Source organism: Pseudomonas sp. PvP089 (assembly GCF_017875165.1).
GTDB lineage: Bacteria > Pseudomonadota > Gammaproteobacteria > Pseudomonadales > Pseudomonadaceae > Aquipseudomonas > Aquipseudomonas fortuita.
The window spans coordinates 4,075,331-4,101,635 of record NZ_JAGGME010000001.1 but is presented as its reverse complement, the minus strand read 5'-3'; the positions used below and the strand labels follow the sequence as shown (position 1 = coordinate 4,101,635).

12 protein-coding genes and 1 pseudogene are annotated in these 26,305 nt (G+C 62.8%); 6 read left to right on the top strand and 7 right to left on the bottom strand.

The window, feature by feature from the left end; genetic code table 11:
• The first annotated feature begins 3 nt into the window (after positions 1-3).
• The 3 genes from J3A71_RS18760 to J3A71_RS18750 all read left to right on the top strand — a co-directional run bounded on the left by J3A71_RS18760 (position 4) and on the right by J3A71_RS18750 (position 4,168).
• Positions 4-948: a FecR domain-containing protein gene (locus tag J3A71_RS18760; protein WP_016486057.1), complete on the top strand. Its 945-nt coding sequence runs from the start codon at positions 4-6 to the stop codon at positions 946-948.
• A gap of 188 nt (positions 949-1,136) precedes the next feature.
• The gene (locus J3A71_RS18755; RefSeq protein WP_023047923.1) at positions 1,137-3,623 is read left to right on the top strand and encodes a TonB-dependent siderophore receptor; all 2,487 of its coding nucleotides are present in this window, start codon (positions 1,137-1,139) and stop codon (positions 3,621-3,623) included.
• Positions 3,624-3,682: 59 nt separating this feature from the next.
• On the top strand, positions 3,683-4,168 hold the full coding sequence (locus J3A71_RS18750) for an isochorismatase family protein (RefSeq protein WP_016486059.1): 486 nt from the start codon (positions 3,683-3,685) through the stop codon (positions 4,166-4,168).
• Between the two features lie 161 nt (positions 4,169-4,329).
• Here the strand turns inward: J3A71_RS18750 and J3A71_RS18745 are convergent, their stop codons facing one another.
• The 5 genes and pseudogenes from J3A71_RS18745 to J3A71_RS18725 form a co-directional block, all read right to left on the bottom strand.
• A complete protein-coding gene (locus J3A71_RS18745) occupies positions 4,330-6,780 on the bottom strand; it encodes a TonB-dependent receptor (protein WP_096425904.1) in 2,451 nt (816 codons plus the stop codon).
• A gap of 84 nt (positions 6,781-6,864) precedes the next feature.
• Positions 6,865-7,812: a FecR domain-containing protein gene (locus J3A71_RS18740; protein ID WP_209953094.1), complete on the bottom strand. Its 948-nt coding sequence runs from the start codon at positions 7,810-7,812 to the stop codon at positions 6,865-6,867.
• Between the two features lie 2 nt (positions 7,813-7,814).
• Positions 7,815-8,345 (bottom strand): sigma-70 family RNA polymerase sigma factor, encoded by a 531-nt coding sequence (locus J3A71_RS18735; protein WP_023047927.1) that lies wholly within the window; start codon positions 8,343-8,345, stop codon positions 7,815-7,817.
• Positions 8,346-8,442: 97 nt separating this feature from the next.
• Positions 8,443-11,214: pseudogene (locus J3A71_RS18730) on the bottom strand (amino acid adenylation domain-containing protein).
• A 215-nt stretch (positions 11,215-11,429) separates the two neighbouring features.
• A complete protein-coding gene (locus J3A71_RS18725) occupies positions 11,430-12,128 on the bottom strand; it encodes a pirin family protein (protein ID WP_016486065.1) in 699 nt (232 codons plus the stop codon).
• Between the two features lie 174 nt (positions 12,129-12,302).
• Between J3A71_RS18725 and J3A71_RS18720 the strand changes: the two genes are divergently transcribed.
• Positions 12,303-14,819, top strand: coding sequence for a UvrD-helicase domain-containing protein (locus J3A71_RS18720; RefSeq protein WP_096425906.1), 2,517 nt, complete (start codon positions 12,303-12,305; stop codon positions 14,817-14,819).
• A 173-nt stretch (positions 14,820-14,992) separates the two neighbouring features.
• On the opposite strand, the gene J3A71_RS18715 is transcribed toward J3A71_RS18720, so the two are convergent.
• Both J3A71_RS18715 and J3A71_RS18710 read right to left on the bottom strand, forming a co-directional pair.
• On the bottom strand, positions 14,993-19,471 hold the full coding sequence (locus tag J3A71_RS18715) for a DUF6543 domain-containing protein (RefSeq protein ID WP_096425907.1): 4,479 nt from the start codon (positions 19,469-19,471) through the stop codon (positions 14,993-14,995).
• Between the two features lie 169 nt (positions 19,472-19,640).
• Entirely contained in the window at positions 19,641-24,530 is a 4,890-nt protein-coding gene (locus J3A71_RS18710) for an NEL-type E3 ubiquitin ligase domain-containing protein (protein ID WP_245353453.1), read from the bottom strand.
• Positions 24,531-24,714: 184 nt separating this feature from the next.
• Here J3A71_RS18710 and J3A71_RS18705 point away from each other — a divergent pair, with 184 nt between their 5' ends.
• Complete coding sequence (locus J3A71_RS18705; protein ID WP_016486069.1) at positions 24,715-25,641, top strand: alpha/beta fold hydrolase; 927 nt, start codon at positions 24,715-24,717, stop codon at positions 25,639-25,641.
• Positions 25,642-25,718: 77 nt separating this feature from the next.
• Positions 25,719-26,138 carry a VOC family protein gene (locus tag J3A71_RS18700; protein ID WP_096425909.1) on the top strand — a complete coding sequence of 140 codons (420 nt, stop codon included), beginning with the start codon at positions 25,719-25,721 and terminating at the stop codon, positions 26,136-26,138.
• Positions 26,139-26,305 lie beyond the last annotated feature (167 nt).

The following is a 26,305-nucleotide window of genomic DNA, read 5'->3' as shown; positions in this document are numbered from 1 at the left end:
ACCATGGCGGCCGAACCATTGGACCGCGATACACTGGAGGCTGCCGCACGCTGGTATGTCGAGCTGCGCTGCGGGGCGGATGACACCCTGCGAGCGGCGCACCAGCGCTGGTTGTCGAGTAACCCGCAACACTTGCTGGCCTGGGAGCGCCTGGCACGCTTGCAGGGCAAGCTGGCGCAGGTGACGCCCGGCATTGCACGGCCGACGTTAACCAGTGCCAGGGCCAAGCGACGTGAGGTCCTCAAGGTGCTTTCAGTGCTGCTGGTCGGGAGCGCGACAGGGGGGGTGGTGTTGCAGGATGGCATCGTTGCACGGTTGACAGCCGATGTGCGCACAGGCGTTGGCCAGCAGCGTTCGTTGCGGCTGGACGATGGGACCCAGTTGCGCCTGAACACCGACACTGCTGTTGATATTCGCTACAACGGCGAGTGGCGGGCCCTTGAGTTGCTCAAAGGAGAGATTCTGGTGCAAACCGCCTCGGATGCATTGTCTCGGCCTTTCGTCGTGCATACCGGGCAGGGTAGCGTCCGCGCACTCGGTACGCGCTTCATCGTGCGCTGCGACAACGACCTTGTGCGGGTCTGTGTATTGCAGCATGCCGTGGAGGTGCGCAGTGCACTTGCCATGGCGTCTGTGCGGGTAGAGGCCGGGCAACAGCTGGAATTCAGCGCGGGGAAAACCGGCAACGTGACACCGCTAGCGGCGATGGCAGACGCTTGGTCCCGCGAGATGTTGATCGTGGATGACTGGCGCCTCGCCGATGTTGTCAGCGAACTGCAGCGGTATCGGCCCGGGTACCTGGGCTGTGATGAGGCCGTGGGTGGGTTGCGACTGTCCGGGGCGTTTCACTTGGGCGACATCGATATCGTCCTGGAAAACCTCACGACCACGCTGCCTGTGCGCATTCGTCGCTTCAGCCGCTACTGGACGCGCGTCGAGGCTGCCTGAAGCCTGATGCCGGTAGTTGAGCATTTTAGGGCCGCAACGCGGCCCCAGGATGCTTGATTGAGTGTCATGGCCTTAAGGCTGGCGATTTTTTTGCCTGGGGGGGTTATCGATTGTCGTTCTCGTTCGACTTGTAGGTAGACGCGCACCAAGCGCAATGAAAACACTGCCGCAGGGCGAAAGGAAACCGCATGCTCGCTGTCAACGATTGCAACCGCATCCTCTTGATCAACTCGACCAAAACCAGACTGGCGCGTGCCGTGAATCGCGCAATGTTCAGTGTGGTGCTGGCGACGCCATTGGCAACGCTGATGGTGGCCAGCCCTGCCATTGCCCAAAGCCAGGCTGAAACTTCGTTCGATATTGCCGCCGGCCCCCTGGCCACGGCGCTTACGCAATTTGCTTCGGCTGCGGGAGTGACGGTGTCCTTCGAGCCGTCATCGGTGCAGGCACTGAAGTCGCCCGGCCTGCATGGCCGCTACAGCTCCGATGCCGGCCTGCGCCAGTTGCTGGCGGGTAACCGGTTGCAGGTGTTGAAGCAGGCCAATGGCAGCTACTCGCTGCTGCCCATGGTCGGTGACGATTCGACCCTGCAGCTTGATACCACCAGCATCACCGGTGCGGCTGCGGAGTCCGCCTATGGGCCCGTGAATGGCTACGTTGCCAGCCGCAGTGCCACCGGGACCAAGACTGACACGCCCATCCTGGAGATCCCTCAGGCCATCAACGTGATCACCGCCGACCAGGTACAAGCCCAGGGCGCGCGCAACCTGACCCAGGCGCTGCGCTACACCCCGGGCCTGGCCACCGGCGGCTTTACCGATCGCAACAGCATTGCTGACGAAATCACCAGCCGCGGGTTTGCTCCGACCCCGCTGTACCTGGACGGCGCATACCTGCCGTACGCCGGTAGCCTCGGGGGTGCACCCCAGATCGACCCCTACACGCTGGAGCGTATCGAAGTACTCAAAGGCCCATCTTCGGTGCTGTACGGGCAGAACCAGCCGGGTGGGTTGATCAACATGGTTTCCAAGCGCCCCACCCGCGAGCCGCGTAGCCAGGTGAAGCTTGGCGCTGGCAGCTACAACCGGGTCAACGGCGCCTTCGATACCAGCGGCCCGCTGGACGAGCAGAAGGTCTTTACCTATCGCCTGGTCGGGGTTGCCGACAAAGGCAACGAAATGGTCGCTCACTCGCATAGCGAGCGCTTGTTGCTGGCGCCGAGCCTGACCTGGGCGCCAAACGAAGACACGTCCCTGACGCTGCTCGCCCAAGTGCAGCGTGATGATGGCCTGCCCGATTATCAGACGTTGCCGATGATCGGCTCGCTCAAGCGTGGCCCGACAGGCCAGCATATCGACCGCGACTTCTTTTCGGGGGACTCGCGGTACAACGATTACAAGCGCAACCAGTACATCTTCGGCTATGACTTCAGCCACCGTTTCAATGACGAGCTGGCATTCAGATCTACCGCGCGCTACACCGACGTACGAGACCGCTACAAAGGCTTTTACCTGCGCAGCTTCGTGACAGAAGGTGATGTGGTCGACTACACCCGCGCCAACCGGGTCAAGCTTGACTGGCGTCAGCACAACATCGCCTACACCCTCGATAACAACCTGGAGTACACCTTTGACACGGGCGCACTGCGGCACACCTTGCTGGCCGGCGCGGACTACCGTCACTTCTCGCGCAAGTACGATGGTTACAACGCCTACAACGTGTTGCCGGTCGACCTGTATGGCAAGAACAACTACCCCACCAGCAACGTAACGCCGGTGCTGGATACCCGTTGGGACAATACACTGCGCCAGACCGGGGTCTACGTGCAGGACCAGATCAAGCTGGATAACTGGATCCTGACGGTAGGCGGGCGCCAGGACTGGGCGGAAGTCGACAACAAGGATCTGCTGGCGCACAGCATTGCCTCCCAACGCGACAGCAAGTTCACCGGGCGCATCGGCCTTACCTATGTCACCGAGTTTGGCCTGGCGCCGTATGTCAGCTATTCGCAGTCGTTCTTGCCAACCGTGGGCACGGCAGCGCCCGAGCGCGGTGGCAAGGCGTTCGAGCCAAGCGAAGGCGAGCAATACGAGGTGGGGCTGAAGTATCAGCCTGTCGACGGGACCTTGTTCACGGCGTCGGTGTTCCAGGTGAAACAGAAGAACATGCTGACCGGCGATACCGAGTACCCGCAGTACCAGACGCAAAATGGCGAGGTGCGCTCCCGTGGTGTGGAGCTGGAGCTCAAATCCAGCATCGAGAATGTCGATGTACTGGCCGCGGCCACCTACATCGACTCGTTCTATACCAAAAGCACCTATGGCGACCAGGGCAACCGCAATGAGGCGCAGGCCCCGGTGTCTGCCACATTGTGGGTGGATTACCACTTCACCCAGGCCACCCTCAATGGCCTGACCTTTGGCGCCGGGGCACGTTATACCGGCCGCAAACAGGGTAACTCGGCCAATACCTTCGAAGTACCGGCCTACGCCGTGTATGACGCTACCGTCAGCTACGACCTGGCCAAGCTCGACCCAAGCCTGCGTGGCCTGCAGGCCAGCGTGAATGTTCAGAATATTTTCGATCGCGAGTACGTTTCTGACTGCAACTACGCGTTTGGCTGCTATTACGGACAGGAGCGGGTTGCGTCGGTAGAGCTGACCTACGACTGGTGATCAAGCCCCCGCGCCACGCGGTATACTCCGCGCCATTTTGCCAATGGCGGGAGAACGCTATGCGCCAGGTTTTGCTCATCGTCGATGTCCAGTCCACCTTCAGCCCGCCCGAGTGGCTGGTCGATGGCTTGCGACGGTTGTCAGCGAACATCCCTACCGTTGCCTCGGTCGAGTTGCACGACGAGCAGGTCACGCCGTTCGAACGGCAGCTCGGCTGGCACCCGGCTGCCGAGGACGAAAGCCTGGTCGAAGCCGACCAGGTGTTCGTCAAGCATGGCTACGGGCAAAGCGCCGAAGCCATCGAGTACATCAGGCAACTGGGTGTGGAGCGCGTGCTGGTGTGTGGGCTGCAGACCGAAACCTGTGTGCTGGCCGCCGGCTTTGCCCTGTTCGATGCGGGGCTGACGCCCACCCTGGTGACGGACATGACGGTTGGGTCTTCACTGGACCGGTCGGCCAAGCTGGGGATCCAGCTGTGGCAGCATCACTTTCGCCACGTCACGACCTCGGCTGAAGTGCTGGCCGAACTGGCGGGACAACGCTAAGACCTGCAGTGCCAGATCATCGTGCAGGCAGGCTAGTCTGTCAGTCCTGTGGGAGCGGGCTTGCCCCGCGAACACCGGCAAAGCCGGTGCCATGCAGCGCACGGTCCCCCTCGCGGGACAAGCCCGCTCCCACAATGGCTGGGCGCTGGTTCACCGCCCTGTCAGAAGTCCCAGCGGGTCGTGACCATCAGGTTGCGTGGTTCGCCGTAGTACGTGGTATCGAAGTTTCCAAGCCCGGTCAGGTAAACCTTGTCGAACACGTTGTTGGCATTGACCGTGAAGCTCAAGTGCTCGCTGTACTGATAGCGGGCCATCAGGTCCACCAGTGTGTAGCCGCCTTGCTTGATGCGGGTATAGTCGTTGGCGATCGGGCTGTAGATATTCCCGTAGAAGCCGCTCTGCCAGCGCAGCCCACCGCCCACGGTCAGCTGGTCGAATGCGCCAGGCAGGCGGTAAGTATTGAACAGCCGTACCACGTGCTCGGGCTTGGTGGTTGCCAGTGGGAAGCCGAAAATCCGTTGGTCGTCGGCATCGCGGGTACGGGCGTAGGTGTAGCCGGCGGTGACGTTCCAGCCGGGTGCCAGTTCGCCGGCCAGCTCCAGTTCGACGCCCTTGGTGGTGGCGCCGTCGATGGCTTTGTAGATGCCTTCGTTGGTCACCGGATTGGTGCCGATATTGGAAGCGACGTTGTCTTGCTCGATGCGGAAGAACGCCAGGGTGCCGTTCAGCCTGCCGTCGTACCAGGCAGCCTTCAGCCCGGCTTCATAGCCGTCGCCTTCGACGGGTGCGAGGGTGGCGCCGTTGATGTCCTTGTAAACCTGCGGCTGATAGATCGACGTGTAGCTGGCATACACCGAGTAGGTGTCGTCCAGGTCATAGACCACGCCCGCATAGGGGGTGACCACACCGTGTTCCTTGTAGCTTGCGTGGGTGTCGCTCAACGAAGACGTTGGGTAATAGTCCTGATCATCGTTGTACTTGAAGGTGCTGACCCGGGTGCCGAGAATGACCGAGAGCTTGTCGGTCGGCCTCAGGCGGGTGGCCACATAGGCGCCATTCTGGCTTTGCGTGGTGGTGTAGTCGCCGTTTTTCGGGAAGTTCTGCTCCGGCAGTTTGCCGTTCCAGTCGAAGATGGAGCCGGGCACCATGGCGAACGCGCTGGCGTCGTAGGTATCGCCGGTCTGCTTCGAATGCGAGGTCATGAAGCCTGCCACCAGGTCGTTCTCACGGCCGAACAGGGTGAACGGGCCGGATATATTCACGTCTGCGGTGTTTTGCACGCGGTGACCTTCCCAACGCCCCCAGTACAGGAACATGCCCTCGCCGGTTGCCGGGTTTGGGTTGCCGCCGCTGGCAGACGCCAGGCGCGTATCATGGTCGCTGATCATGTGGTTGAGGCTGAGCTTGACCTTCCAGTCGTTGGCCAGGGCCTGCTCCAGCGAGGTGAAGTACGTGGTTGACTCGAAGTCGCGACGGCTCCAGTCTGCCGCCGGGTTGTGCGAACGCGAGAAATCGGTGCGGCTGCCGTCGGAAAAGTAAGTCGGGTTACCGGTCCACGACGACCCACGCGGAGTCGTGGTCTGGTTGTCGATGCCGAAGGTGAGCAGGGTGTCGGGTGTCAGGTCGGCTTCAAGAATGCCGTAGTAAACATCCTTTTTCTGCTTGTAGTGGTCCAGGTACGACTTGCGGTCCTGGTAGGCCCCCACCAGGCGGCCACGTACGCTACCGCTGTCGTTGAGCGAACCCGAAATATCACCTTCGGTACGGTAGTTGTCCCAGGACCCCGCGCTGGCGGTGATCGACGCCTTGAAGTCTTGAGTGGGCTTCTTGCGCACCAGGTTGACCGTCGCCGAGGGGTCGCCAGAGCCGGTCATCAGGCCGGTGGCACCCTTGATCACTTCGATGCGGTCGTAGGGCGCCATGTCGACGTGGGTCACGCCCTCATCGTAAACGCCGTCGTAAATGGTATTGATGCCATCGTACTGGTAGTTGGTGATGGCAAACCCGCGTGCGGAGTACTCCATGCGTTCGCTGTCGTACGCCTGGACCGAAACCCCGGGCGTGTTGCGCAGCACGTCGCCGATGTCTTGCGAGCCGTGGTCGTCGATAACCTGGCGGGTGATCACGCTGACCGACTGCGGCGTTTCGCGCAGGGTCAGTGGCAGTTTGGTTGCGCTGGTAGAACCGCCGGTGGTGTAGGCGCCGGTACCCTCGGTGACGTTACCCAGCCCCAGCGCATCGACGCGGCTGGGGGCCAACTCAAGCACATCCCCCTGTTGGGTGCTCAACAGCAGCGAGTAGCGCCCGTCGCTTTCCCGGGTGGCCTGCAACCCGGTGCCACTGAGCAGGATCTGCAAGGCTTGGTCGACGTCATAGCGCCCCTCAAGCGCAGGCGAACGTTTACCGCGCGTCCAGTGGGTGTCGAACGACAGCACGATGCCAGACTCGGCAGCGAACTGGGTCAGCGTTTCGCCAAGGTCGCCCTGTGGCAGGTGGTAGTCATGGGCTTGCGCAGCGCTGGCAGCGCCAGGCCCCGCGAGCAGTGCAGTCAGTAGCAGGCAGGTGCGCAGGCCTGGCGCAGTGAAAGGCCTGGGTTTGAAGCGGCAGGTCATCGTCGCGTTTCTCTGATAGGTAAAAGTCGGGATACCTATGAGTCGGATAAGCCCTGGCAAAGTGATCAGGCGCCCAGCATTTTTTTACGCCGCCGTGATGGTGACCCAGAAACGCGTACGCACCTGTACCTGCACCGGCAGCGACGTGGTCAGCGCGCGCAGGATCTGGTCGGTATCGTCGAGCCGGTAGGTGCCGCTGATACGCAGCCCTGCCACGGCTGGCGCGCAGCGCAGCCAGCCCGGGCGGTAGCGTGAAAGGTTGCTGATGAAGGCGTCGAGGCGCTGATCATTGGCAATCAGCAACCCGCGGCCCCAGGCATCTGCGGCCAGGGGGACGGGTTCCAGCGCGGCGAAGCCTTGCTCATTGAAGCGACAACGCTCGCCACTGTTTACCAGCAGGGTCTGGCCCGAGCTCAGGGTTACACGGGCCTGCCGGGCAAATACCTCCAGGCTGCTGCCGTCATCGAACAGCCGCAGGGCAAAGCGGCTTTCGCCGGCTTCGACCGTGCCGTTTCGGATGCTGACCCTGCAGTGCTGGCGCGCCGGCACAGCGACCATGACTTCACCTTGGCGCAGGCGCAAGCGCGCAGGGTCGAGCGCGTCATCCACATCGACCGCAGAGGCGGTATTGAGCATCAGCGCGGTGCCATTGTTCAGCATCAGCGAGCGCTGTTCGCCCACCCCGGTGCGCAGGTCTGCCAACACTGCAGACTGCTTGACCTCGCGGTACCCCCCCAGGCCCAGCGCGCCGCCGCCCAGCAGCAGCAAGCCTGCCTTGACCACCCGCCGACGGCTGGCGTTGCGGTCATGCGCTGCCAGCGCCAACACCCGTGCCGATGCCGGGTTTTCGCTTGCTGCCATGCGCGTTTGCAGGCGCTCGGCCTGCTGCCAGGCCCAGGCATTGACGGGCGCTGCATTCAGCCACAGTTTCCAGGCCGAGTAATCACTGGCCTGCACCTCACCGCTGTTGAGCTGGCTGAACCAGTGCGCGGCCTGGCGTAGCGAGGCCAGTTGCTCGGCGTTCAGGTTCATGCTCACTGGCCATGGCCAAGGCTGTAGATCATGCAGTGCTCGGCGGCCTTGGCAATGTAGCGGCGCACGCTGACTTCGGAAACACCCAGCTGGATGGCGATGTGCTTGTAGGGCATGCCGTCGATCTGCGAAAGCAGAAATGCTTCACGTACCTTGGGCCCGAGCGAAGCCAGCATGGCGTCGAGTTCGAACAAGGTTTGCAGCAAGGCCAAACGTTGCTCTGGTGAGATGTCCAGTGCTTCGGGTTGCTCGGCGAGCACCTGAAGCCAGGCCCTTTCCAGGTGCACCCGGCGCAGGTGATCGATCATCAGGCGGCGAGCGATGGTCGCCAGGTAGCCTTTGGGTTCGCGTACGGCGGCGAGCTTGACGGCGGCGTCGGCGGCAGACATGACACGCACGAACACATCCTGGACCAGGTCTGCTGCCAGGTGGCTGCAGTTCACCCGCGGTTTCAGCCAGTTATGCAACCATTTGCTCTGGGCCCGGTACAGCTGGCTGACTTGAGAAGTGAACGCTACATCCGGGATGCTCATCCGTGCCGCCTGAAAATGCTTGCAAATGTTAATTGTTCGCATTTTAGGCAGAGTGTTTCAGGGTTTGCAATCACAGATCCCGTGCCGGCAATTCAGCTCAGGCAGAGGTAGCACGCCTGGCCGAATCAGCCTCACGCGCCTGGTTCTGCTTGTGCCTGCGCGCAAACAGCAGACGCAACAGGGTGTTCCAGCAGTAACCCACCAGCACCCCTCCGGCGAGTGCCAGGGCTACCTCGAACAACGGGTGCCTTAAAACATGGTCTGCCAGCGACTGGAACTGGAAATGCGTCAGGTAGATAAACAAGGTTGACGATGCGATGACCGCACCTGCCCGTGCGACCAGGGCAGGCACTGGCACCGAGCGGAACCAGATAAGGGCCAGGATTGCTGGCAGGGCGATATCGACATAGCGCGAGAAAGCCTCCCAGCCAACGCCGGCAACCGCCATCAAATCCAGCTCGGCGACCACCAGCACGGCCACCGCGCTGGCTACCTACTTGCGCGCTGTGGTGTCGGCATGGTGCACGGCCATGCCCAGCACCATGACCGCCAGGAAGTGCTGCGGTACCCGGTTGAGCAGCGCACTGGCGTCGAACACGAAGCGGTTGAGCAGCACATCCAGCGCCACCAGCGCACAGGTTGCAATGATCAGGCAGCGGAACGGGTCGGCGAGGACGACCCGACGTACGCGCCTGATCGACAGCACGATACCGATGATCACGATCATCTGTACCAGCACTTCGATGTACCAGTAATTGAACAGGCTCACCTCATTGGCCGGGAACCAGTTGGACACCAGCAGCAGTGATTGCCAGTGCAACCGGTCGAACACCAACTGGATCAGCGCGGTGTACAACAGCGTCGGCACCACAATGGCCGCCAGCGACCTGAGCAGCGTGCGGGCATCGCCGCGTTCGTCGATTGCCTTGAGCTGGAACCGCGCCAGGCTGATGCCGGACACCAGGAACAGCACAGACGTTTCGCCGACGATCAGCCAGTGGTCGAACTCGCTCAGGTGGCCGACCACGATCAGGATGATGGCGAGCATGCGCACGAACACCGGCATTTCCATCGACCGCAACGCGCCTTTGGGGGGCGCACTCAGCTCGGCCAGCTGGCACACCGGCAGCGTTTCCCAGCGCTGCGGCAGGTGGCCGATCAGCTCCTCCAGCACCCGCGAGGCCTGCACGAATGACAACGAGTCGCCCCCCAGTTCGACAAAGCTCAACCTGGCGTCCAGGCGTGGCACCTGCAGAATGCGAGCCCAGGCCGAGCTCAGTTTTTCGGCCAGAGGGGACAAAGGTGGGTGGGCACTGTCGTCAAATGGCGCAGGCAGGGCGCGTTTGTCCACCTTGCCGTTAGGGGTGAGCGGCAGGGCGTCGAGGAACACGAATAGCGCTGGCACCATGTAGTCCGGCAACTGGCGTGTGAGCGCCTGGCGCAGGTCATCGGCGGGTATGGGTTTTTGCCCAACGCAATAGGCAACCAGCCGGGGCGACGCACTGTCGCGGTTGGCCACCACCACGCATTGGCCGATGAGCGGGTGACGGGTCATGGCGTTCTCGATTTCCGCCAGCTCGATGCGATGGCCACGGATTTTGACCTGGCTGTCACCGCGCCCCAGGAAACTGGCGCTGCCATCGGCCAGGTAGGTGCCCAGGTCACCGGTGCGATAACAGCGGTCGCCTGCGGCGCCGGTGAACGGGTTGGCGATGAACTTGGCCTCGGTCAGCGCCGGGTCGCCCCAGTAACCCTGCGACAGGTAGGGGCTGCGGATCAGGATTTCACCGGTTTCGCCTGCGCTGACCAACTGGTTGGTCGAGTCGACCACCAGCAGCTGCGCATTGGCGATGCCTTTGCCCAAGGGCACCCGGGCACCGTCCGAATCAGGGTCGAGGGTATGGAAGGCCATGGCTTGTGGCGTTTCCGTGGTGCCGTAGAAGTTCACATTGACAGCATTGGGCGCAATGGCGCGGATGTGCTGGTACAGCGCCGGGCTGAGTGCATCGCCACCCCAGAACAGGTAGCGCAGTTGATCGAGTAGCTGGCCATTCAGGTGTGCGCCGGTTTCGATCAGCTTGCCCAGCGGCGGGGTGAGGTGGATCACGCTCACGCCGTGCTGGTGAATCCAGCCTGCCAGCCGTGCCGGGTCGGTCAGGGTCGACTGGGCGGGGCAGGCGAGGGTTGCGCCAATTGACAGGGGCGTGAACACGTCGCGGTACACCGGGTCATGGCCCAGACCGGAAAGTAGAGAGAAGGTGTCGGCCTGGGTGAAGCCATGCTGGCGCACATGCCAGTCGATGAAATGCACCAGGGGCGCGTGATGGGTAACGATACCCTTGGGTTCACCGGTGCTGCCCGAGGTGAAGGTGATGTAAGCCGGTTGCTCGGGGCTCACACTGGGCAGCGCGACGCAGTGGCAAGGGAAGGCTTGTAGTGCCTCGGCGGTGGTTTCCGGCACCGTGATGACAAGGGGGCCGTCGGTGTCGACGGATGCCTCGCCACAGCGCAAGACCACAGCCGGCGTCAGTGTGCGGATGATCTGCCCGATGCGCGCGGGCGGGTAGGCGGCGTCGGCCACGGTGAAGGCCAGGCCGGCGCGCAGGCAGCCGAGCATGGCGTACACCAGACCCGCGCCCCGGCTGGCGACGATAACCACACGATCGGCGCCACTGGCAGATTGTTCCAGCAGACAGGCGGCAATGCCCTGGCTGATCTGCGCCAGTTGGGCATAGTTGCAGGTGGTGTGCCGGGCCAGGATGGCGGTGGCACCCGGGCAGCGGCCGGCCTGTTCGAGGAAGGCGTAATGAATCGGCTGGTCGGCACGGTACTCCAGGCACAGCGTCGGGTTCGGGCGCAGGTCCGGCATGATGGGTGAGGGCTCCGCATGAACGTTGGGGCTGGCTGGTAGCACAACGCTAGTGCAGGGTGGCCGATGGCGCCAATGTTCAGCGGGATTGGGCGAGGCTTGTCGACAGTCGGGTGCGCTGTGCGCCCCAATCGCGCCACAAGCCCGCTCTCATTGAACAAACCATGACTCATTGATCTGGCAGGGACTCTGTGGGAGCCCTGTCCGCTGCGATTTCAGGCCACATCCACCAGCACGATCTCGCTATCCTCGACGGCGGTGACCCGCAGCACTTCTTCCTGCTCGATCGCCACACCATCGCGCGCCTTGGCCCGCAGCCCATTGATTTCCACCAGCCCCTTGGCCGGCACCAGGTAACCCCGGCGTGCGGCCTCAAAGCGATACTCGGCGGTTTCACCTGCACGCAAGGTGGCAGCTACCAGTCGGGCATCGGTACGAATCTGCAGGCTGTCTTCATCACCGGCACGGCCGCTGGCCAGGGTGACGAAGCCTTCGCCACGCTCGCCTTTGGGGAACGGCCGGCTACCCCACTGCGGTGCTTCACCCGTGCGCTCAGGCACAATCCAGATCTGGAAAATACGCGTGTCGACGTCTTCCAGGTTGTACTCGCTGTGCACGATACCGCTACCGGCACTCATCACCTGCACGTCACCGGCCTCGGTGCGGCCTTTGTTACCCAGGCTGTCCTGATGGCTGATCGCGCCTTCACGCACATAGGTGATGATTTCCATGTCGCGGTGCGGGTGCGGCGGGAAGCCACTGCCAGCCGCGATCAGGTCGTCGTTCCATACACGCAGGTTGCCCCAGTGCATGCGCTGCGCGTCGTGGTACTCGGCGAACGAGAAATGGTGATGGGCATCGAGCCAGCCGTGGTTGGCGTGGCCAAGGCCTTCGAAGGGTCGCAGTTGCAGCATGGTCGTGCTCCTTGAATCAGTGGAATGACGCCATGATGCGCTAAAGAAACATCGAAAATAAGCGTAAATATCGGCTCAAAACAATCATATTGGTCGATATTGTTTTTGCAATGTTTGACTCGCTTCATCGCCTAATCCACTGATCTGCAAGCATTCGCTGGCGATTTTCCGTCGATGCGGCGAACATGCCGGCTGTTTTTGTTTTTCAACGGAGTGACCGTGGCCCACGAGCAACCCCAGGCCCCCGCCGACCTTACGCCGCCTGCACAACTGCCCTGGTTTCGCCGCCTGGCCGCCCGCCTGCTGGGGCGTGGCCTGACCCGCCTGCAAGCCCAGCATCGTGACTCCTGGTTCCTCGGCCACGCCACGGGCCAGCGCACTGGGCATGCCGACGGTGTGCGTGAGGGGTTCGAGCGCGGTCGGCTGGAGGGCTATGAGGCTGGGCGCCAGGTACTGGTGATTCGCGATTCGCGCCCTGACACCGCTGCGGTACCCGGCCGGGACGACAACCTGTTCGACGACTGGCGCCTGCCGCTGACGGCCGAGCTGAAGAAACGCTTCAAGGCCGATGTCGCCCAGCGCCTGCCCGCCGAGGCGCAGCCCAGCGCCGCGCAGTGGAAGCTGATCTTCAGTGACACCCCGTCTACCTGTGTAGTGGCCGGCGCCGGGGCAGGCAAGTCCACGTCGCTGGTGTTACGCATTCTGCTGCTGCGCCATTATCTGGGTTACGAACTGGACGCGATGACCGTGGTCACGTTCACCCGCGAGTCGCGCAAGGACTTCATCAAGCGCCTGCTGCAGGTGTTCGCCCTGTGGCAGATCAACCTGCAGCCGGCACAGGCGCGCGAGCTGGTGCGTACCTTCCATTCACGCATCCTGCCGCTGGTGCGCAGCCTGCCGGGTTTCGGCCAGGTACGCGCATTCGAAACCTTGGGCAACGAGATGCCTGCCGGGCGCGAAGCCGAGGCTGACAGTAACCCGTTCGACCTGCGCCTTAACGATGCCCAGCGCCAGCAACTTAACCAGTGCTACAGCGGCTTGCTGGGCGAGAGCCCGCGTTTTGCCGAGCTGGTAGGCCTGTTGCGCAGCGAAGCCTTGCAGCTGAAACCACTGGACCCGAACAACCCCGACGTACAGAAGCGTGCACAGGTGACCCAATTGGCGGCCCAGCGCGACGAAGAACTGTGCGACGTGATCGAAGACCTGTGGTTCGCCGCCGGCGCCTGGCCGATCAAGGGCATAGAGCCTTGCCGCGAAACCGTGGATATCCGGGGCAGCCGCTTCCATGTGCATGGCCGCCTGGCTGGCCAAGGGCCTCTGGTCGTGCTGGGCTTCGACCCTGCCGAGAGCGCGCAGTACCAGCGCCCCGGGGCCAAGCTGGCAGTGCGTGCCGAGTGGGCGGTCAAGCGCACGCTGTTGCAGGCCTTTTGTGATCGGCCGCTGATCTGGCTCGACAACTACGCCATGGCCCGGCGCCTGGCGGCTTCGCTGGCTGGCGATGCTGTGGCCGGCCCCGGGTTCGAGTACAAGGTCAAGGGTGAACTGGCCCCGGCGCCGTTGCTGGATGCCTTTGTCGGTGCGGCCAACTTCATCGAGAACCTTGGCCTGGACGTGAACAACGCGGTGGCGGCAATGAGCTTTCCTTCCGGCGACAGCGATGCCTTGTTCTTCGAGGCCCTGGCGCTGTACTGGAAGGCACTGGAGGCACACCTGCTGGACCAGTCGCCGCCGGTGATGAGCTACAACCGCATGTTCGCCCTGTTCGGCGAGAACAACCCGGAAAACCTTCAACTGCTGCCCGACCCGTTGTTGCGGCCTTTGGCTCACCTGATGATCGATGAGTTCCAGGACGTGTCGCCGCAGATCGTCAGCTGGTTGCGTGCCAGCCTTGCAGAAATCCGCCGGCGTGGCCCCGCCATGCACACCGGGCGCCATGCACAGCACTCGTCACTGCTTTGTGTGGGTGACGACTGGCAGTCGATCTATGGCTGGCGTGGCAGTTCGCCCAAGTATTTCATGGAGTTCAGCAAAGCCTTCCCGTCACCGGCCAGCACGCGGGTGATGCTGGTCGACAACTACCGCTGCCAGCAGCAGGTGATCGACGCGGCTGAGCACCTGGTCAAAGGGACCCCGGCAATTGCCGGCAAGAAAGCCCGCGCCAGCGGCCCGGCAGCCGGCTTGCCCTGCTCGCCGGTCAAGGTGTTCGACCGTGACGAGGCTGCCCTGGGCGAGACGCTGATCGAGCACTACCAACGGGGCGAGACGGTCATGATGCTGTACCGCAAGGGCGGTGACAGGGCCTTGATGAGCGAGCACCTGCAAAGCGTGCTGCACGCCGAGGCAGCATTGCCGGCCGAGCAGCGCCGGCTGCGACAGCTGACCTACCACAGTGCCAAGGGCTTGCAGGCCGATGCGGTGTTCATGTTGGGCGACTGCCAGTACCTGACCAGCTCGCCTTACAAGAACCAGGTGTATCGCCAGGCCGGTCTGGGCAAGGCCGGTGACGCCCAGCCGTTCGATACGGCGCAGAAGGACGAAGTGCAACGCCTGGCCTACGTGGCGGTGACACGCGCAGTGCAGCACTGCTATTGGCATGTCGAGGCCGCCAATGGTGATGCGGCCGCTGCCCCGCGGGCGTCCAGCCAGGTGGATGGCAGGCAGGCCTTTTTCGAAGACCTGCGTGGGCAGTAGGCCAAAGCCTAAGCACTCCTGGGCCTGCTTTGCAGCCCCTCGCGGGCACGCCCGGTCCCACAGCTTCCCAAATGTGCAGTCCCTGTGGGAGCGGGCGTGCCCGCGAAGGGCCGCAAAGCGGCCCCAAATGGCGTGACTGAGAGGCTTCAGGTGAACCTGTTCAAATGAGAGGCTCAGCGGTTCGGGTCTTGCGCGTGGGTCAGCGTTTCGAACAATGCCTCGCGCTGCTGGTCACGCCCGGCATTCAGGCGCCGACTGGCCAGGTCGTAAGCCTGGCTACCCAAGTCCATCCTGTGCAATTGACCGTTTACATCCAGCGGTGGCGCGGGCAGTACCTCGGTGAGGGTTTGCAGCACCGCGCCATCCAATAAGGTGACGGCTTCGCTTTCGCCATCCAGGCAATAATCCAGGTACTGCATGCCGTGGTACCAACGCTCATCCAGCGCGGCGAAGCGGCTGGCGAAGCGCTGGGCAAGGTAGCGTTGCCAGCTGGGCTGCCGGGCAACCCAGGCCCTGCGTTCGGCAACAGTATCGTCGAGCTGCAGGACAGCGCGTTCGACATTGCTGGCCACACGTGCCGAGATCATCGCTTCTTGGCGATACAGCATGCCTTGGCTGGTTTCCGGGAAATTGAGCGGTTCTGCCAGTGACTGGCGCAAGGCCAGGCGTATTTCGATCAGGTCAGTGCCGCCGGTGAGCAGGGCGTCGTCACTCAGTTCGTCCAGGGGGTCCAGTTCAGGTACGTCAAGCCTTGCGGGCTGAGCCTGGGCGGGCAGCCGTTCCAGCTCCAGCAGGCGCGCCTGGCGGGCCAGGCGGGCAAGCTGAATCCGTTCGGCCAGCGCGTTGACCATTTCGCGGCGATAGAGGTTTCTGAAAAAGGTGAACAGGTAGGCAGGGCGCTCCGCTTCCTCGGCCACTTGCCTGAACACCTGGGCTTCGAGCTCCAGGGCACTGAATGCATCGGTGCCGGCGTCGCCACAGGTAGGTGGGTAATCTTGCGCGACATTGTCCAGATGGGTGCGCAACGCCTCGTCACGTCCGGCCTGTTCAAGCAGCTGCCAAACCTGCTGGGTCAGCGCTCGCAGGTTGCGCTCGGCTTGCTGCGAGCGTGCCACGCGTTCGACCACTTCGCGCAAATGGCGGTTTGCATCACCCTCGAACAGCGCGTCCCAGAGCTGCGCCTGTTCCGGGCTGGCATCCACCAGCCAGAAGTCCTCGCTGATATCCGACAGCTGATCGGCGCCGTGCACTTCGACCCCTGCCGTGCGCAGCCGGCGGTTGCTGGCGGCATCCAGGTTGTTTTCATTGAAGTCCCAGAAGCTATCGCGTCCAGGCGTACGCAAGGCTTCGGCAAAGGGGCTGGCCAGTACCTGATCGAGGTCCGGCACCTCGCCGATCGGGTTGTAGCTCAGGCTGAGGTGACGCAATTGCGGGGCGGTCGGCGTCATCAGCGAGGTGAGGCCACGTGGCCATTCACGCAGGCCGCAGTTGCGCAGTTGCAGGTTGGCCAGGAATGTCAGGCCGGTCACGTCAGGCGCCTGCCCCAGCGGGTTGTTGGTCAGGCGCAGATGGCGCAGGCTGCGCAGGTCGGCGAAACGCGCTGCCAGGGCTTCACTCAACGCAATGTGGTTGTTCTCCAGGTCAAGGTATTCGAGGGGTAACCGTGCAAGGGTCTGCAGGTCGGCTTCGGCAAGCTGCAACCTGTTCAAACGCAAGCTCAGCCGGCGCAGGCGGGTAAGGCCACCCAGCCGGTGACGCATTACCTCAGTCAGGCTGTTCAACTGGTTGTTGCCCAGATCCAGTACTTCGAGTTGCGGGGTGGCCGCCAGTGCCTGGAACAGCCCTTCGAAGTCGAGTTCTGGGTTTTGCGTCAGGCGCAGGACGCGCAGCGAGGGGAAGCTCTGGAAAAAGTCTGACGGTATCTGGCGGATGCCAATGGCGCGGATGTTCAAGGTGGTGATGTGATCGAAGCGCGCTGGCAGTGATGGCAGGGTGTCGAGTTCCAGGTCTTGCAGTGTCAGGCTGTACGGGTCGTCACGGCGCCAGGCGGCATTGAACAGTTCACGCACCACGGTGCGCGCGTTGCGCTGGCTTTCACTGCCTTGGTTCGCCCAGTCACGCAGCGAGTCGTCAAGGGTGTCGCGCTCGATTTCCAGTGCCCTGAGCTGTGCCGAGACGCTACCGCGCTGGCGTAGCTGGCCCCGCAATGTATTGCGTGCGCTTGCGTTCAGGCCGGGGTAGAGCGCACGCAAACGTCGATCTGCAGTATTGGGCCAAGGCAGCCTCCCGCTGAGTGGGTAGCCAACGCGCCCATCGGCCAGGCGCATTGGCGAACGGTAACCAGGCCTGATGGGCTGTTGCCCGATCAGGCTGGCCGCATGCCCCCGGTCGGCGATGGCCACGTGATACCGTTGGCGCGCATCGAGATCAGGGTGTTCTGCTTGCAGCGCAAGGTCCAGTACCTCACTGTCGGCGGTGGCCAGATCAGTGCGATACAGCCCCAGCAAGGCCCTGCTCAGGCGGGTGTGTGCCTGCAGGGCCCGGGCCTCTTCGGCAACGCGCAAGGGCACCCTGCCTTGGGCCATCAGCAGGCGTTCACGGGCACAGGTCCTGGCCATGATCTGCTCGATGGCATGCTGCGGCAGGCCTGGGAATTGCCTGCCCAGCGGCCCGGCCTCTTCGGGTAGCCTGGGCGGGTTTGGCGCTTTCAACCGCTCGAGTGCGTCGGCCAGCAAGGTGGGCGGATACTGTGCGGCCACCTGGGTGTGGCGCAGTTCATCACCTTGCACCCCTGAGCACTCCAGCGCGGCCTGCAACTCGCTGTCAGTCAGGCCCTCACTGATCGGCCCCAAACGCCGCAAGAGCTGCAGGTCATCCCACTCCAGAGGCACTTCGTGTGCCGCGCGCCACGCGCCTGCGCCATTGTCCCGAATCACTGGCCGATAGGCCTGCGGGTCTTGCGGGTGGGGGATCCGCCATTGGCCGCGTTCCTGCAACTGTTCGTACACAACACCCTCGATACGTATGTAGTGACGCCCGTCAACCGTGTAACGGCCCTGCACATCGGGTTCAAGGTCTTCGCCAATCGACACGGGGCTTGCATGGTCCTTCAACGTGGCGTTCCACAGGTAGTCCTTGCCATCCTTGACGATGCTCTGCATGGCGTCGACAAAGCCGGAAGCCTTCAGCGCCACGGCACCGCCACCTACGGCAGCGACCGTGACAATGTTCAGCAGCACCGACTCAAGCTGGGCTGCAGCCTCTTCATTGTCACCTTCCTCCCAGGCCGAGATGCCCTCGAATACACTGCCCATGATTTGCGCGGCGCCGAGGGTCAACATGATCGGGTTCAGGCATGGCACGACCATCGCTGCGACATTCAGCACGGTCATACCCAGGTCCAGCCAGTATTCGATGTTCTGCAAGCGTACCCTGGCGTCAACATCTTCGGTGGGAACCGCGACCCTGCGAGCATCCGCTCTCAGGCGCGCAAGGTGGCTGGACTCCAGTAGGCCCCAAGGGGCATCGGGCAAGCTTCTGTCGATGGATTCCAGGTGTACCGACTTGCGGGGTTTCAGCTGCGCCCCTTCTTCCTGGTCGGCGTTGCTGTAGAGGGCGCGCTCGAGCCGCTTGCTCAAGGTAGCCTGCTGTGACTGCAATGCCAGGGCGACGAAGCGCTTGCGGTAGTCGTCCTGCATCAGCTGTTGGCGCAAATACTTGCGTGCTTCGCCCAGCGAGGCGAACTCCCTGAGCGCATCGACATCCATCGGGTTGTAGAGAAATACCGGGTCGTGCTTGCGGTTTTGCAGGGGGGCAATGAACAGCAGCTCATGGATCGGGATGCCAAACAGCTGCAACTGCCAGCAACGCAGGGGACGCCCTTGATAGGTGGGGTCGGCGCGTTCGGCACACAGGCCATGCAACGCGAGAGCGCCGGGGGCGCTGAGGTGGCCTTTGCAGCCAGCGATACGGGTTTGCACACGAAACTCGTCACGCCGTGCGTTGATGGCCAGCGCTTGCAGTTCGGTCCTGTTTGGCCCGGCGAAGATTTGGTCAAGGTGCAGCTGGTAGCGCTGACCCAGGTTAAGCGCCCGGCATTGCTCAATGAAGCCTGTCAACGTCAGACCAGTCATGGCCCTGATGTCCTGCCGGCTGTGCTGCAGGCGACTGAACCGCGTGGTGTCGGCAGTGCCTTCGAAGTTGTGCAGGGCCGCTTCGAGCAGGCTGCGGTACTGCGGGGCCCCCTTGGAAACGATCTCGCCCTGCTCATGGGGCACTGCCGGGCCCGTGGGCAGCCCGACGGGTTGCTTGACCGTGGTCGCTTGATAAACGTATTGCGCCTGGGTGACCGGGGTGTCGATGTTCAGCTGCTTTTGCAGCAAAGGGGCGCAGAACTCGGTGACGCCCTGCAAGTTGCCGAGCGCTGCCTGCAAGGCCCTGCTGCTTGCATCGCGTTTGGCGATGGCGCGCTGCAGGGCTTGGCGGGTAGCTTCGTCTGCCTGTTGATACCAGGCGTAGGTATTGCCCTGGCCGTCCTGGTAGTCCTTGTGCAAGCGCGCCGTGATCTGGCGGGCATGCTCGCCATGCAATGCCTTGCTCCAGCCGGGCAGGGTACGCGCCATTTGCGCGTGGTGATAAGGGGTGTGGCTCATGTCGGCACTCCGTGTACGGGAGCCGCTATGGGGCCGCATACGCGGGCGCACTGTGCGGTAGATAATTGCCTGCCCAGGGCGCTCATGCGTATGCGGGTGTTGCGTGCGTTCTGTCAGGCAGGTGGCCGGCAGGCCTTACTTGAAGGCTTGCGCGGCCAATGACTGCGGGTTAACTGCCCATTGTCTGCGTCTGGCGGGTGAGGCTTGTCAGCAGGCCGTGTTCCACCTGCTGCTGCTCGGCAGTCAGCAAGTCCACGCCTTGACGGTACTGCTGCTCGGTGATCGCCACGCGATGCAGAACACCCCGAGCATCCAAGGGGTTTTCCGGCATGACGCTGGTCAATGCTCGTCGCACAGAGTTGTCCAGGGACGTTACCGGGTCGGCGGTTTCATCCAGGCAGTAGTAGAGGTAGTCCAAGCCTGGCCGCCAAAAATCGGTTATCAGGCTGAACTGTGCCGCATGTTCCCGTTTCAGGTACTCCACCCAGCCCGGCTGCTGGTTCAACCATTGCTCCCGGGCTGTGGCGTCTGTATCAAGTGCCACGACTGCTGCTTTCACACGGTTGATGATTGTCTGGTTGACCCTGGCCGTGTCGCGATACAGCATGCCTCGGCTCGGCTCAGGGTAATCCAGCGCAGTCGCCAAGGACTGGCGCAAGGCCAGGCGCAGCTCGATATCGTCCACCAGCCCCGTTTCAAGGTCGATGTCTGGAAAGGCTGAGGGGTCGTCGAGCTCGTCGTATGGGGGGAGGTCGCCGTTAAAGACGCCATCGAGCAGTGCCTGTTTGCGCACGGACCTTTTCAAGCTGATACGGTCGGCCAGTTGGTTGACCTGATCGCGTCGATACAACTTGCAATACAGGTTCAGCAGATCGGCCGCTCGGCTACCGGCCTGGCCTGCAGCTTCGTGGGCCAGCACTTCTATCTCCAAGGCACTGAAAGCGTCGGCACCTGCATCGCCACAGGTTGGCGGGAAATCGCCGGCCACTGTGGCCAGGCGTTCGCGCAGCACGGTGTCCTGGGCAGCGTTCTCCAGCAAGCTCCAGACACGCTCCCTCAACGCCACGGCATCGCGCCGCGCTTCTGCCGACTGGGCAAGCCGCTCCAGCACCCCAAGCACCGCCGCATTCTCACCTTGGTCGAACAGGTCGCGCCACAGTTGCTCTTCGGCACTGCTCGCCTGGCCACGGTACAGGCCTTGCCACTGCGGCATGTCGCCTGCGTGCTCGAATACGTTGACGCCACTGCTGCCCAGGCGTTCGCGTGTTTGGGCTTCCAAGGTGTTGTAGTTGAACAGCCAGCGGCGCTCCGGCAAGCGCGCCGCGACATCGCGGGCGAACGGGGTTCGCAGCACGCCTGGCAAATCTGTCAGGGTACGAATGCGGTTGAAGGAGAGGTTCAGATAGCGCAGCTGATACTGCGGCTGGCTCATCAGGATTGTCAGGCTGTGCGGCCACTGCTGCAGTTGGCAACCCTCGAGGTCCAGATGGCTCAGGCGGGCCATGAAGCGCAGGTCTGGCGCCAGCCGCAGGGGGTTGCCCGACAGGTGTAACACCCTGGGGTGGATCATGTCCTGAAACTGGACGGCCAGGCTTTCATCAAGTGTGATCTGGTTGCTGCTCAGGCCAAGTCCATCCAGGGGCAAACGCGTCAGGAAGGCCAGGCTGGCAGTATCGAGCCGTAGCCCATTACGGCTGAGGATCAGTACCCTCAGGCCGGGCATCGCCCCGATGGCCTGTCGGGCAGTGGCTGAAAGGCTGGTCAAGCCATTGTCTGTCAGGGCCAGTTCGCGTAGCCGTGGCACAGACTTGAGTGCCTCGAACAATGTTTCGGCGTCCATATCCGGGTTGCCGATGATTTCCAGGGTTTCCAGGTTAGGGAAGTTTGGCAAAAAACCGCTTTCCAGGCGCCGCATCTGCAGCCCATCAACTACCAGTTGCCGGATATGCGGCATAGGGGCAGTGAACGGTGGCAGCGCTTCCATGTGCATATGGTTCAGCACAAGTGCTGCGCGTTGCGTGCCGCCTTCTCGGCGCGAAGCACTCAGCAGTCGCGCCGTGCACCGCTGCCGATCAAAGCGTTCGTCAAGGGTGGCTGAGGTGTTAATCCAGCGATTGAGATCTCGGTTGAGGGTGCGTTGCTCTACTTCAAGCCGACTGATCACGCTGCCCAGGTCGCCTCCAAAGGCAAGTTCGGTTTGCAGTGCGCTGATCTGCTGGCCGCTGAGCTCGGGGTACAGTGCCCGAAGCCGGCGCGCGGCTGGCAAGGCGCGCCCTTGGGAGCCTCGGCCGCTCAGGGGATAGCCAAGCTGGCCGCTGGCCAATCGCAAGGGGGAGCGGAATCTGGGGTTGATCGGTTGCTGGCCGAGCAGTGAGGCGCAGTGCTGGCGATCGCCCAGGGCGAGTTGCAGCAACTGGGCCGAGTCGGCCTGTGGGTGCTCAGCTTGCAGCGCTTGTATCAGGCGCTGGCTGTCGTCATTAGCCAGGCTGGGCCTGAAGATGCCAAGGATGGCGCGGTCAAGCCGCCCCCGTGCTTGCAGAAGGCGGGCTTCCTCGGCAATGCGAAGAGGCACACGTCCGTTTGCCAGGCGTTCCTGCTCCACGGTGCTGATGTTGGCCAGCAATGCTTCGAGCGCGCTGTCCGGCAGGCCGGGAAACTGCCGGGCAAGAGGTTGTGCTGTTGGGGGAAGGGTGGGCCGGTGACGTTGTTGCAGGCTGCTCAGCAGAGCCCCACGATGTTGTTCAAGGCGTTGTGCGAGTTTATGGTTCAGGGTAGATGATCTGTGCTCGTTCGGCGTGTCACCGAGCAACTGCAGAATGGCTTCTTCATCCAGCTGAGCCAACACTGTCTGGCTCAGCTGGCCATTGTCCAGATCACTACGGGTAACCTCGATTTCTACCTGGCCAACCGTGTCGATAGCGCCGTAGCGCACCGATTCGCCCCAAGGTTCTGGCCCTTGGTAAACCTTGATCACGTTCCCCTCAGGCCAGCCCGGCAGGCGCAGCAACTCGGGTAAGGCAAAGTTCTCGTGCGCAGCCAGCGGTAGCCCATGGCGTACGCGGGTGATGATGTGTTGTGCCTGGTTATCCAGTTGCAGGCGCAGTAGCGTGTCGAGCAACAAGGCAGGTGGACGCACGCCGGCAGCGTGGGTGCGGCGCAACACGGTTTGATCAGTACCGGTAATGCGCATGGCGTTTTCCAGTTCGCTGTCGTCCAGGCCTGTGCTATAGCTGCCGAGGCGGCGCATGAGTTGTGCGCCGTCCCATTCCAGAGGCTGTTCATGCGCCAGTTGCCAGCGAGCGTTACCATGATGCAGCAGGGGTGGGGCATAGGCCTGCGCGTCATCGGGGTGGCGAACGCGCCATTGTTGTGCTGCGTCCTGAAACACTTCGTACAGCGTGCCGTCCAGTTTGAGAAAGGTCTTCCCACCGACGTGCACATGGCCGAGCGAATCGGGTTGAGCCTGATCAGGGATGGGCGCTGTGCTCGCGTATGGCTTCATGTCGGGGTGCCAGAGCACTTCTTTGTCTTCATGCCACACACTGGTCAGCGCATCGACAAAGCCTGATGCCTGGACGATCTTGGCACCCGTGGCAAAGCCGGCAATCACTGCCGCATTGACGGCCAACGATTCCAGTTGCGCCAGTGCTTGCCGGGTATCACCTTCTTCCCACGCCTCGAACCCGGTGAACACCGAGCTCATCAGATCGTATGCGCAAACGCCCAGCATGACCGTGTTCAACCCCGGCACAAAAAAGGCGGCGACGTTGAGTACATTCATACCCCAGTCGAGCCAGTACTTCAGGCGCTTGTCACGGGCTCTGGCGTCGACCTCGGCGGTAGGGACTGCAATGGTTTTTGCGTCGGCCTTCATGCGCGCAAGGTGTGCGTTGTACAAGGTCGTCCAAGGGTCGGTTCGGATGGGCGAGGGCGTGAAACGGAGGACGGGGGTGCTTCTGGGTGTGCGTCTGCCGGCTTCATCCTGTTCGAACAGCGCATGTTCCAGTGCTTCGGCCAGTTCCTTTTGCCTGTCCTTGTAGGCGCATTGCACCAGGGCTCGGCGAAACCCGCTTTGCAATAGCCGGCTGCGCAGGTGCTTGCCCGCGTCCTGACGAGAAGCAAACTCCCTTACCGGGTGCTCGCTGTCGCCAGGTATGTACACGATACAGGGGTTTTGCCGGTCCGGATCGTCTGGCCCCATGAACAGCACGTCGTGAACGGGGATCTCGAACAGGCTGAAGTTCCAGCAATGCAATGGCTGGTTTTCATAGGTGGGCTGAGGCTGGCCGTTGCACAGTTGCATAAGCGCCTCGAGCCCAGGTCTGCTCAACAGGCCTTTGAGCTTTGCCATCAGTGCCTGGACCCTGAGGGATTCGCGATTTGCTGCTATCGACAGGTGCTGGATTTCGGCGCGATTGGCGCCCTCGTGGGTGGCAAGCAAATGCGCTTGATAGCGTTCGCCAAGGTCCAGCGCCCGACAATGGTTGACGAAGTCCGCCATCGTCAGGCCAGGCAGGGGCGTATCGCTGCCAGCAGCGCTGGTGAGCCTGCTGTACGCACCGACTTCGTCCAGGCCCTCGAAGTTGTGCAGGGCAGCCTCCAGCAAACTGCGGGTTTGCGGCTCGCCCACGGGGCGAGTGGCAAGGACGTCCACCTCAAGGTCCGGGACCAAGGGCGTTTCTACAGCGGGTACGCCGACCCAGATGTTGGCTGTGGGTTCGAAGGGCTGGAAGACATATTGCGCCCTGTCTACGGGCACGCTTACCTGCAACTGCCGGGTCAGCAGAGGGGTGCAGAAGTCGATGATGTCCTTGAAACCCGCCAAGGCCTGCCGGACTTGCGCCAGGTATTTGTTCCGCGTTTCGATAGCGCTGTGCAACTGCTCACGCGCTTGCTCATCGGCAGTGGCGTACCACGAGTAAGGGGTGCCATCTTCAGCCAGGTATTCCTTGCGCAGGCTTTGCAGCACGGTATGCGTATGCGCGGGGTGCAGCGCCTTGCTCCATTTCGGCAGTGTTCGGGTTATCTGGCTTTGATGTAAGGGCGTGGGGTGGGTCATGGCAACGATCTCTTGCGTTGGGGGGTGAATAGTCCACGCTGATGAAGGCGCCATGGTGCGGTAGATAGATGTCGGCACCGGTCGGTCCTGCGCATGCACGGGTCGGTGAGGGGCTAGCAGCGAGGGGGCATCTGCGAGAGGGTGAAGCAGGCCATGGCGCAGGCTTCAGCCAAGGAGAATTGCAATGCGTTCGCTGTGCAGTCCGAAAGATCATCTGCTTGACCTCGATGGTATTGAAATAGCGGTGCGTACCTGGGGGGCCGAAGACGGTATCCCGGTGCTGGCCTTGCATGGCTGGCTGGACAACGCTGCCTCGTTCGAACGCCTGGCACCGATGCTGGACGGCTGCTTCGTTGTGGCCCCCGACCTGGTCGGTCATGGCCGTTCGGACCATCGTCGGCATGACAGCGGCTACTACCTGTGGGAGCACGCCGAAGATATGTTGGCGGTGACCGACAGCCTGGGCCTGTCACAGTTTCATGTGCTGGCCCATGGCATGGGCACCGGTGTTGCATCGTTGCTGGCGGCCATGACCAGTGGCATCGTCAGCATGACCTTCCTCGACGGCATGGGTGCACCGTTCACGGTGGCCGAGGATGACCGCGTGCAGCACCTGGCGCGGGCCTATCGGCTCAAGCGCATGGTGCAGCGCAGCCAGCTGCCGGGTTTCGCCGAGCCGGACGTTGGCCGCTTCGAAGACCTGGACATTGCCCTGGCGCAACGCCGCGAGCGCCTCGACACCGAACTGTCGGAAGGTGCCGCACGGCTGCTGGCATTGCGCGACCTGCTGCAACTGGGTGATGGCTATTGCTGGCGCCACGACCCGCGCCTGGTATTGCCCGAACCCATGCCGCTGACCGAGCGCGACGCCTGCGACCTGCTCAACCAGATCCGCTGCCCGTTGTACCTGCTGTTCGGCCGGCAGGGTGCATTCACCGGTGAGGCTTTTACCCGGCGTCAGGCGGCCTTGCCCAGCCAGGCGAAGGTCTCCTGGCACCCGGGCGGGCACCACTTCCACCTGGATGCCCCGGACCGGGCGCTGGTCGACCAACTGTTGCGAATACTCGCGCAGCATGAAGGCGGCGTGCTGCAACGGTTGGTGAATGAGTAGCTGATTCTGGTCACGCTCCAGCGACCTGGGCTAAGGTGGCCAACGTCATTGCGTAAAACGCCAAAGGGAGCCCAGGCATGCGACCGTTCACCATCAAGCACATCGATCACCTTGTGTTGCGCGTCAGCGACCTGCCGCGCAGCGTTGCTTTCTACACCGGGTTGCTCGGCTGCCATGTGAGCCGCGTACGGGAAGACCTGGGCATGGTGCACCTGGGCACGGGTACGGCGATGATCGACCTGGTAACCCTGGACGGCCCGTTGGGGCGGCCAGGCGGGGCGGCACCGGGGGTGGAGGGGCGCAACCTGCACCATTTCTGCCTGCGGATCGAGCCGTTCGACGAGGCCGCATTGACCGCCTACCTGGAAGCCGCCGGGGTAAAGGTCGAGCCCGCAGAAAAGCGTTATGGCGCCGAAGGCGAGGGGCCGTCCCTGTACTGCTACGACCCGGATGGCAACCAGGTGGAGTTGAAGGGGCCAGTCGCGGAGGCGATATGAGCGACCTGTGCATTCGCGAGCACTGGATCGAACGGTTTTCTCGACTTTGACGCGGCCCCTGTGGAAACAGGCTTGGCCCGCGAACACCGGCAAAGCCCGCTCCCACAAGACCACTGTCTCTGTGTGGCAGCAGAACCCAAGGGGGCATTCATCCCCGATTCAGCGGC

Coding starts and splice junctions, on each gene's coding strand:
- J3A71_RS18760 (WP_016486057.1), top strand. CDS start 4: ATGGCGGCCGAACCATTGGACCGCGATACACTGGAGGCTGCCGCACGC.
- J3A71_RS18755 (WP_023047923.1), top strand. CDS start 1,137: ATGCTCGCTGTCAACGATTGCAACCGCATCCTCTTGATCAACTCGACC.
- J3A71_RS18750 (WP_016486059.1), top strand. CDS start 3,683: ATGCGCCAGGTTTTGCTCATCGTCGATGTCCAGTCCACCTTCAGCCCG.
- J3A71_RS18745 (WP_096425904.1), bottom strand. CDS start 6,780: ATGACCTGCCGCTTCAAACCCAGGCCTTTCACTGCGCCAGGCCTGCGC.
- J3A71_RS18740 (WP_209953094.1), bottom strand. CDS start 7,812: ATGAACCTGAACGCCGAGCAACTGGCCTCGCTACGCCAGGCCGCGCAC.
- J3A71_RS18735 (WP_023047927.1), bottom strand. CDS start 8,345: ATGAGCATCCCGGATGTAGCGTTCACTTCTCAAGTCAGCCAGCTGTAC.
- J3A71_RS18725 (WP_016486065.1), bottom strand. CDS start 12,128: ATGCTGCAACTGCGACCCTTCGAAGGCCTTGGCCACGCCAACCACGGC.
- J3A71_RS18720 (WP_096425906.1), top strand. CDS start 12,303: ATGCGGCGAACATGCCGGCTGTTTTTGTTTTTCAACGGAGTGACCGTG.
- J3A71_RS18715 (WP_096425907.1), bottom strand. CDS start 19,471: ATGAGCCACACCCCTTATCACCACGCGCAAATGGCGCGTACCCTGCCC.
- J3A71_RS18710 (WP_245353453.1), bottom strand. CDS start 24,530: ATGACCCACCCCACGCCCTTACATCAAAGCCAGATAACCCGAACACTG.
- J3A71_RS18705 (WP_016486069.1), top strand. CDS start 24,715: ATGCGTTCGCTGTGCAGTCCGAAAGATCATCTGCTTGACCTCGATGGT.
- J3A71_RS18700 (WP_096425909.1), top strand. CDS start 25,719: ATGCGACCGTTCACCATCAAGCACATCGATCACCTTGTGTTGCGCGTC.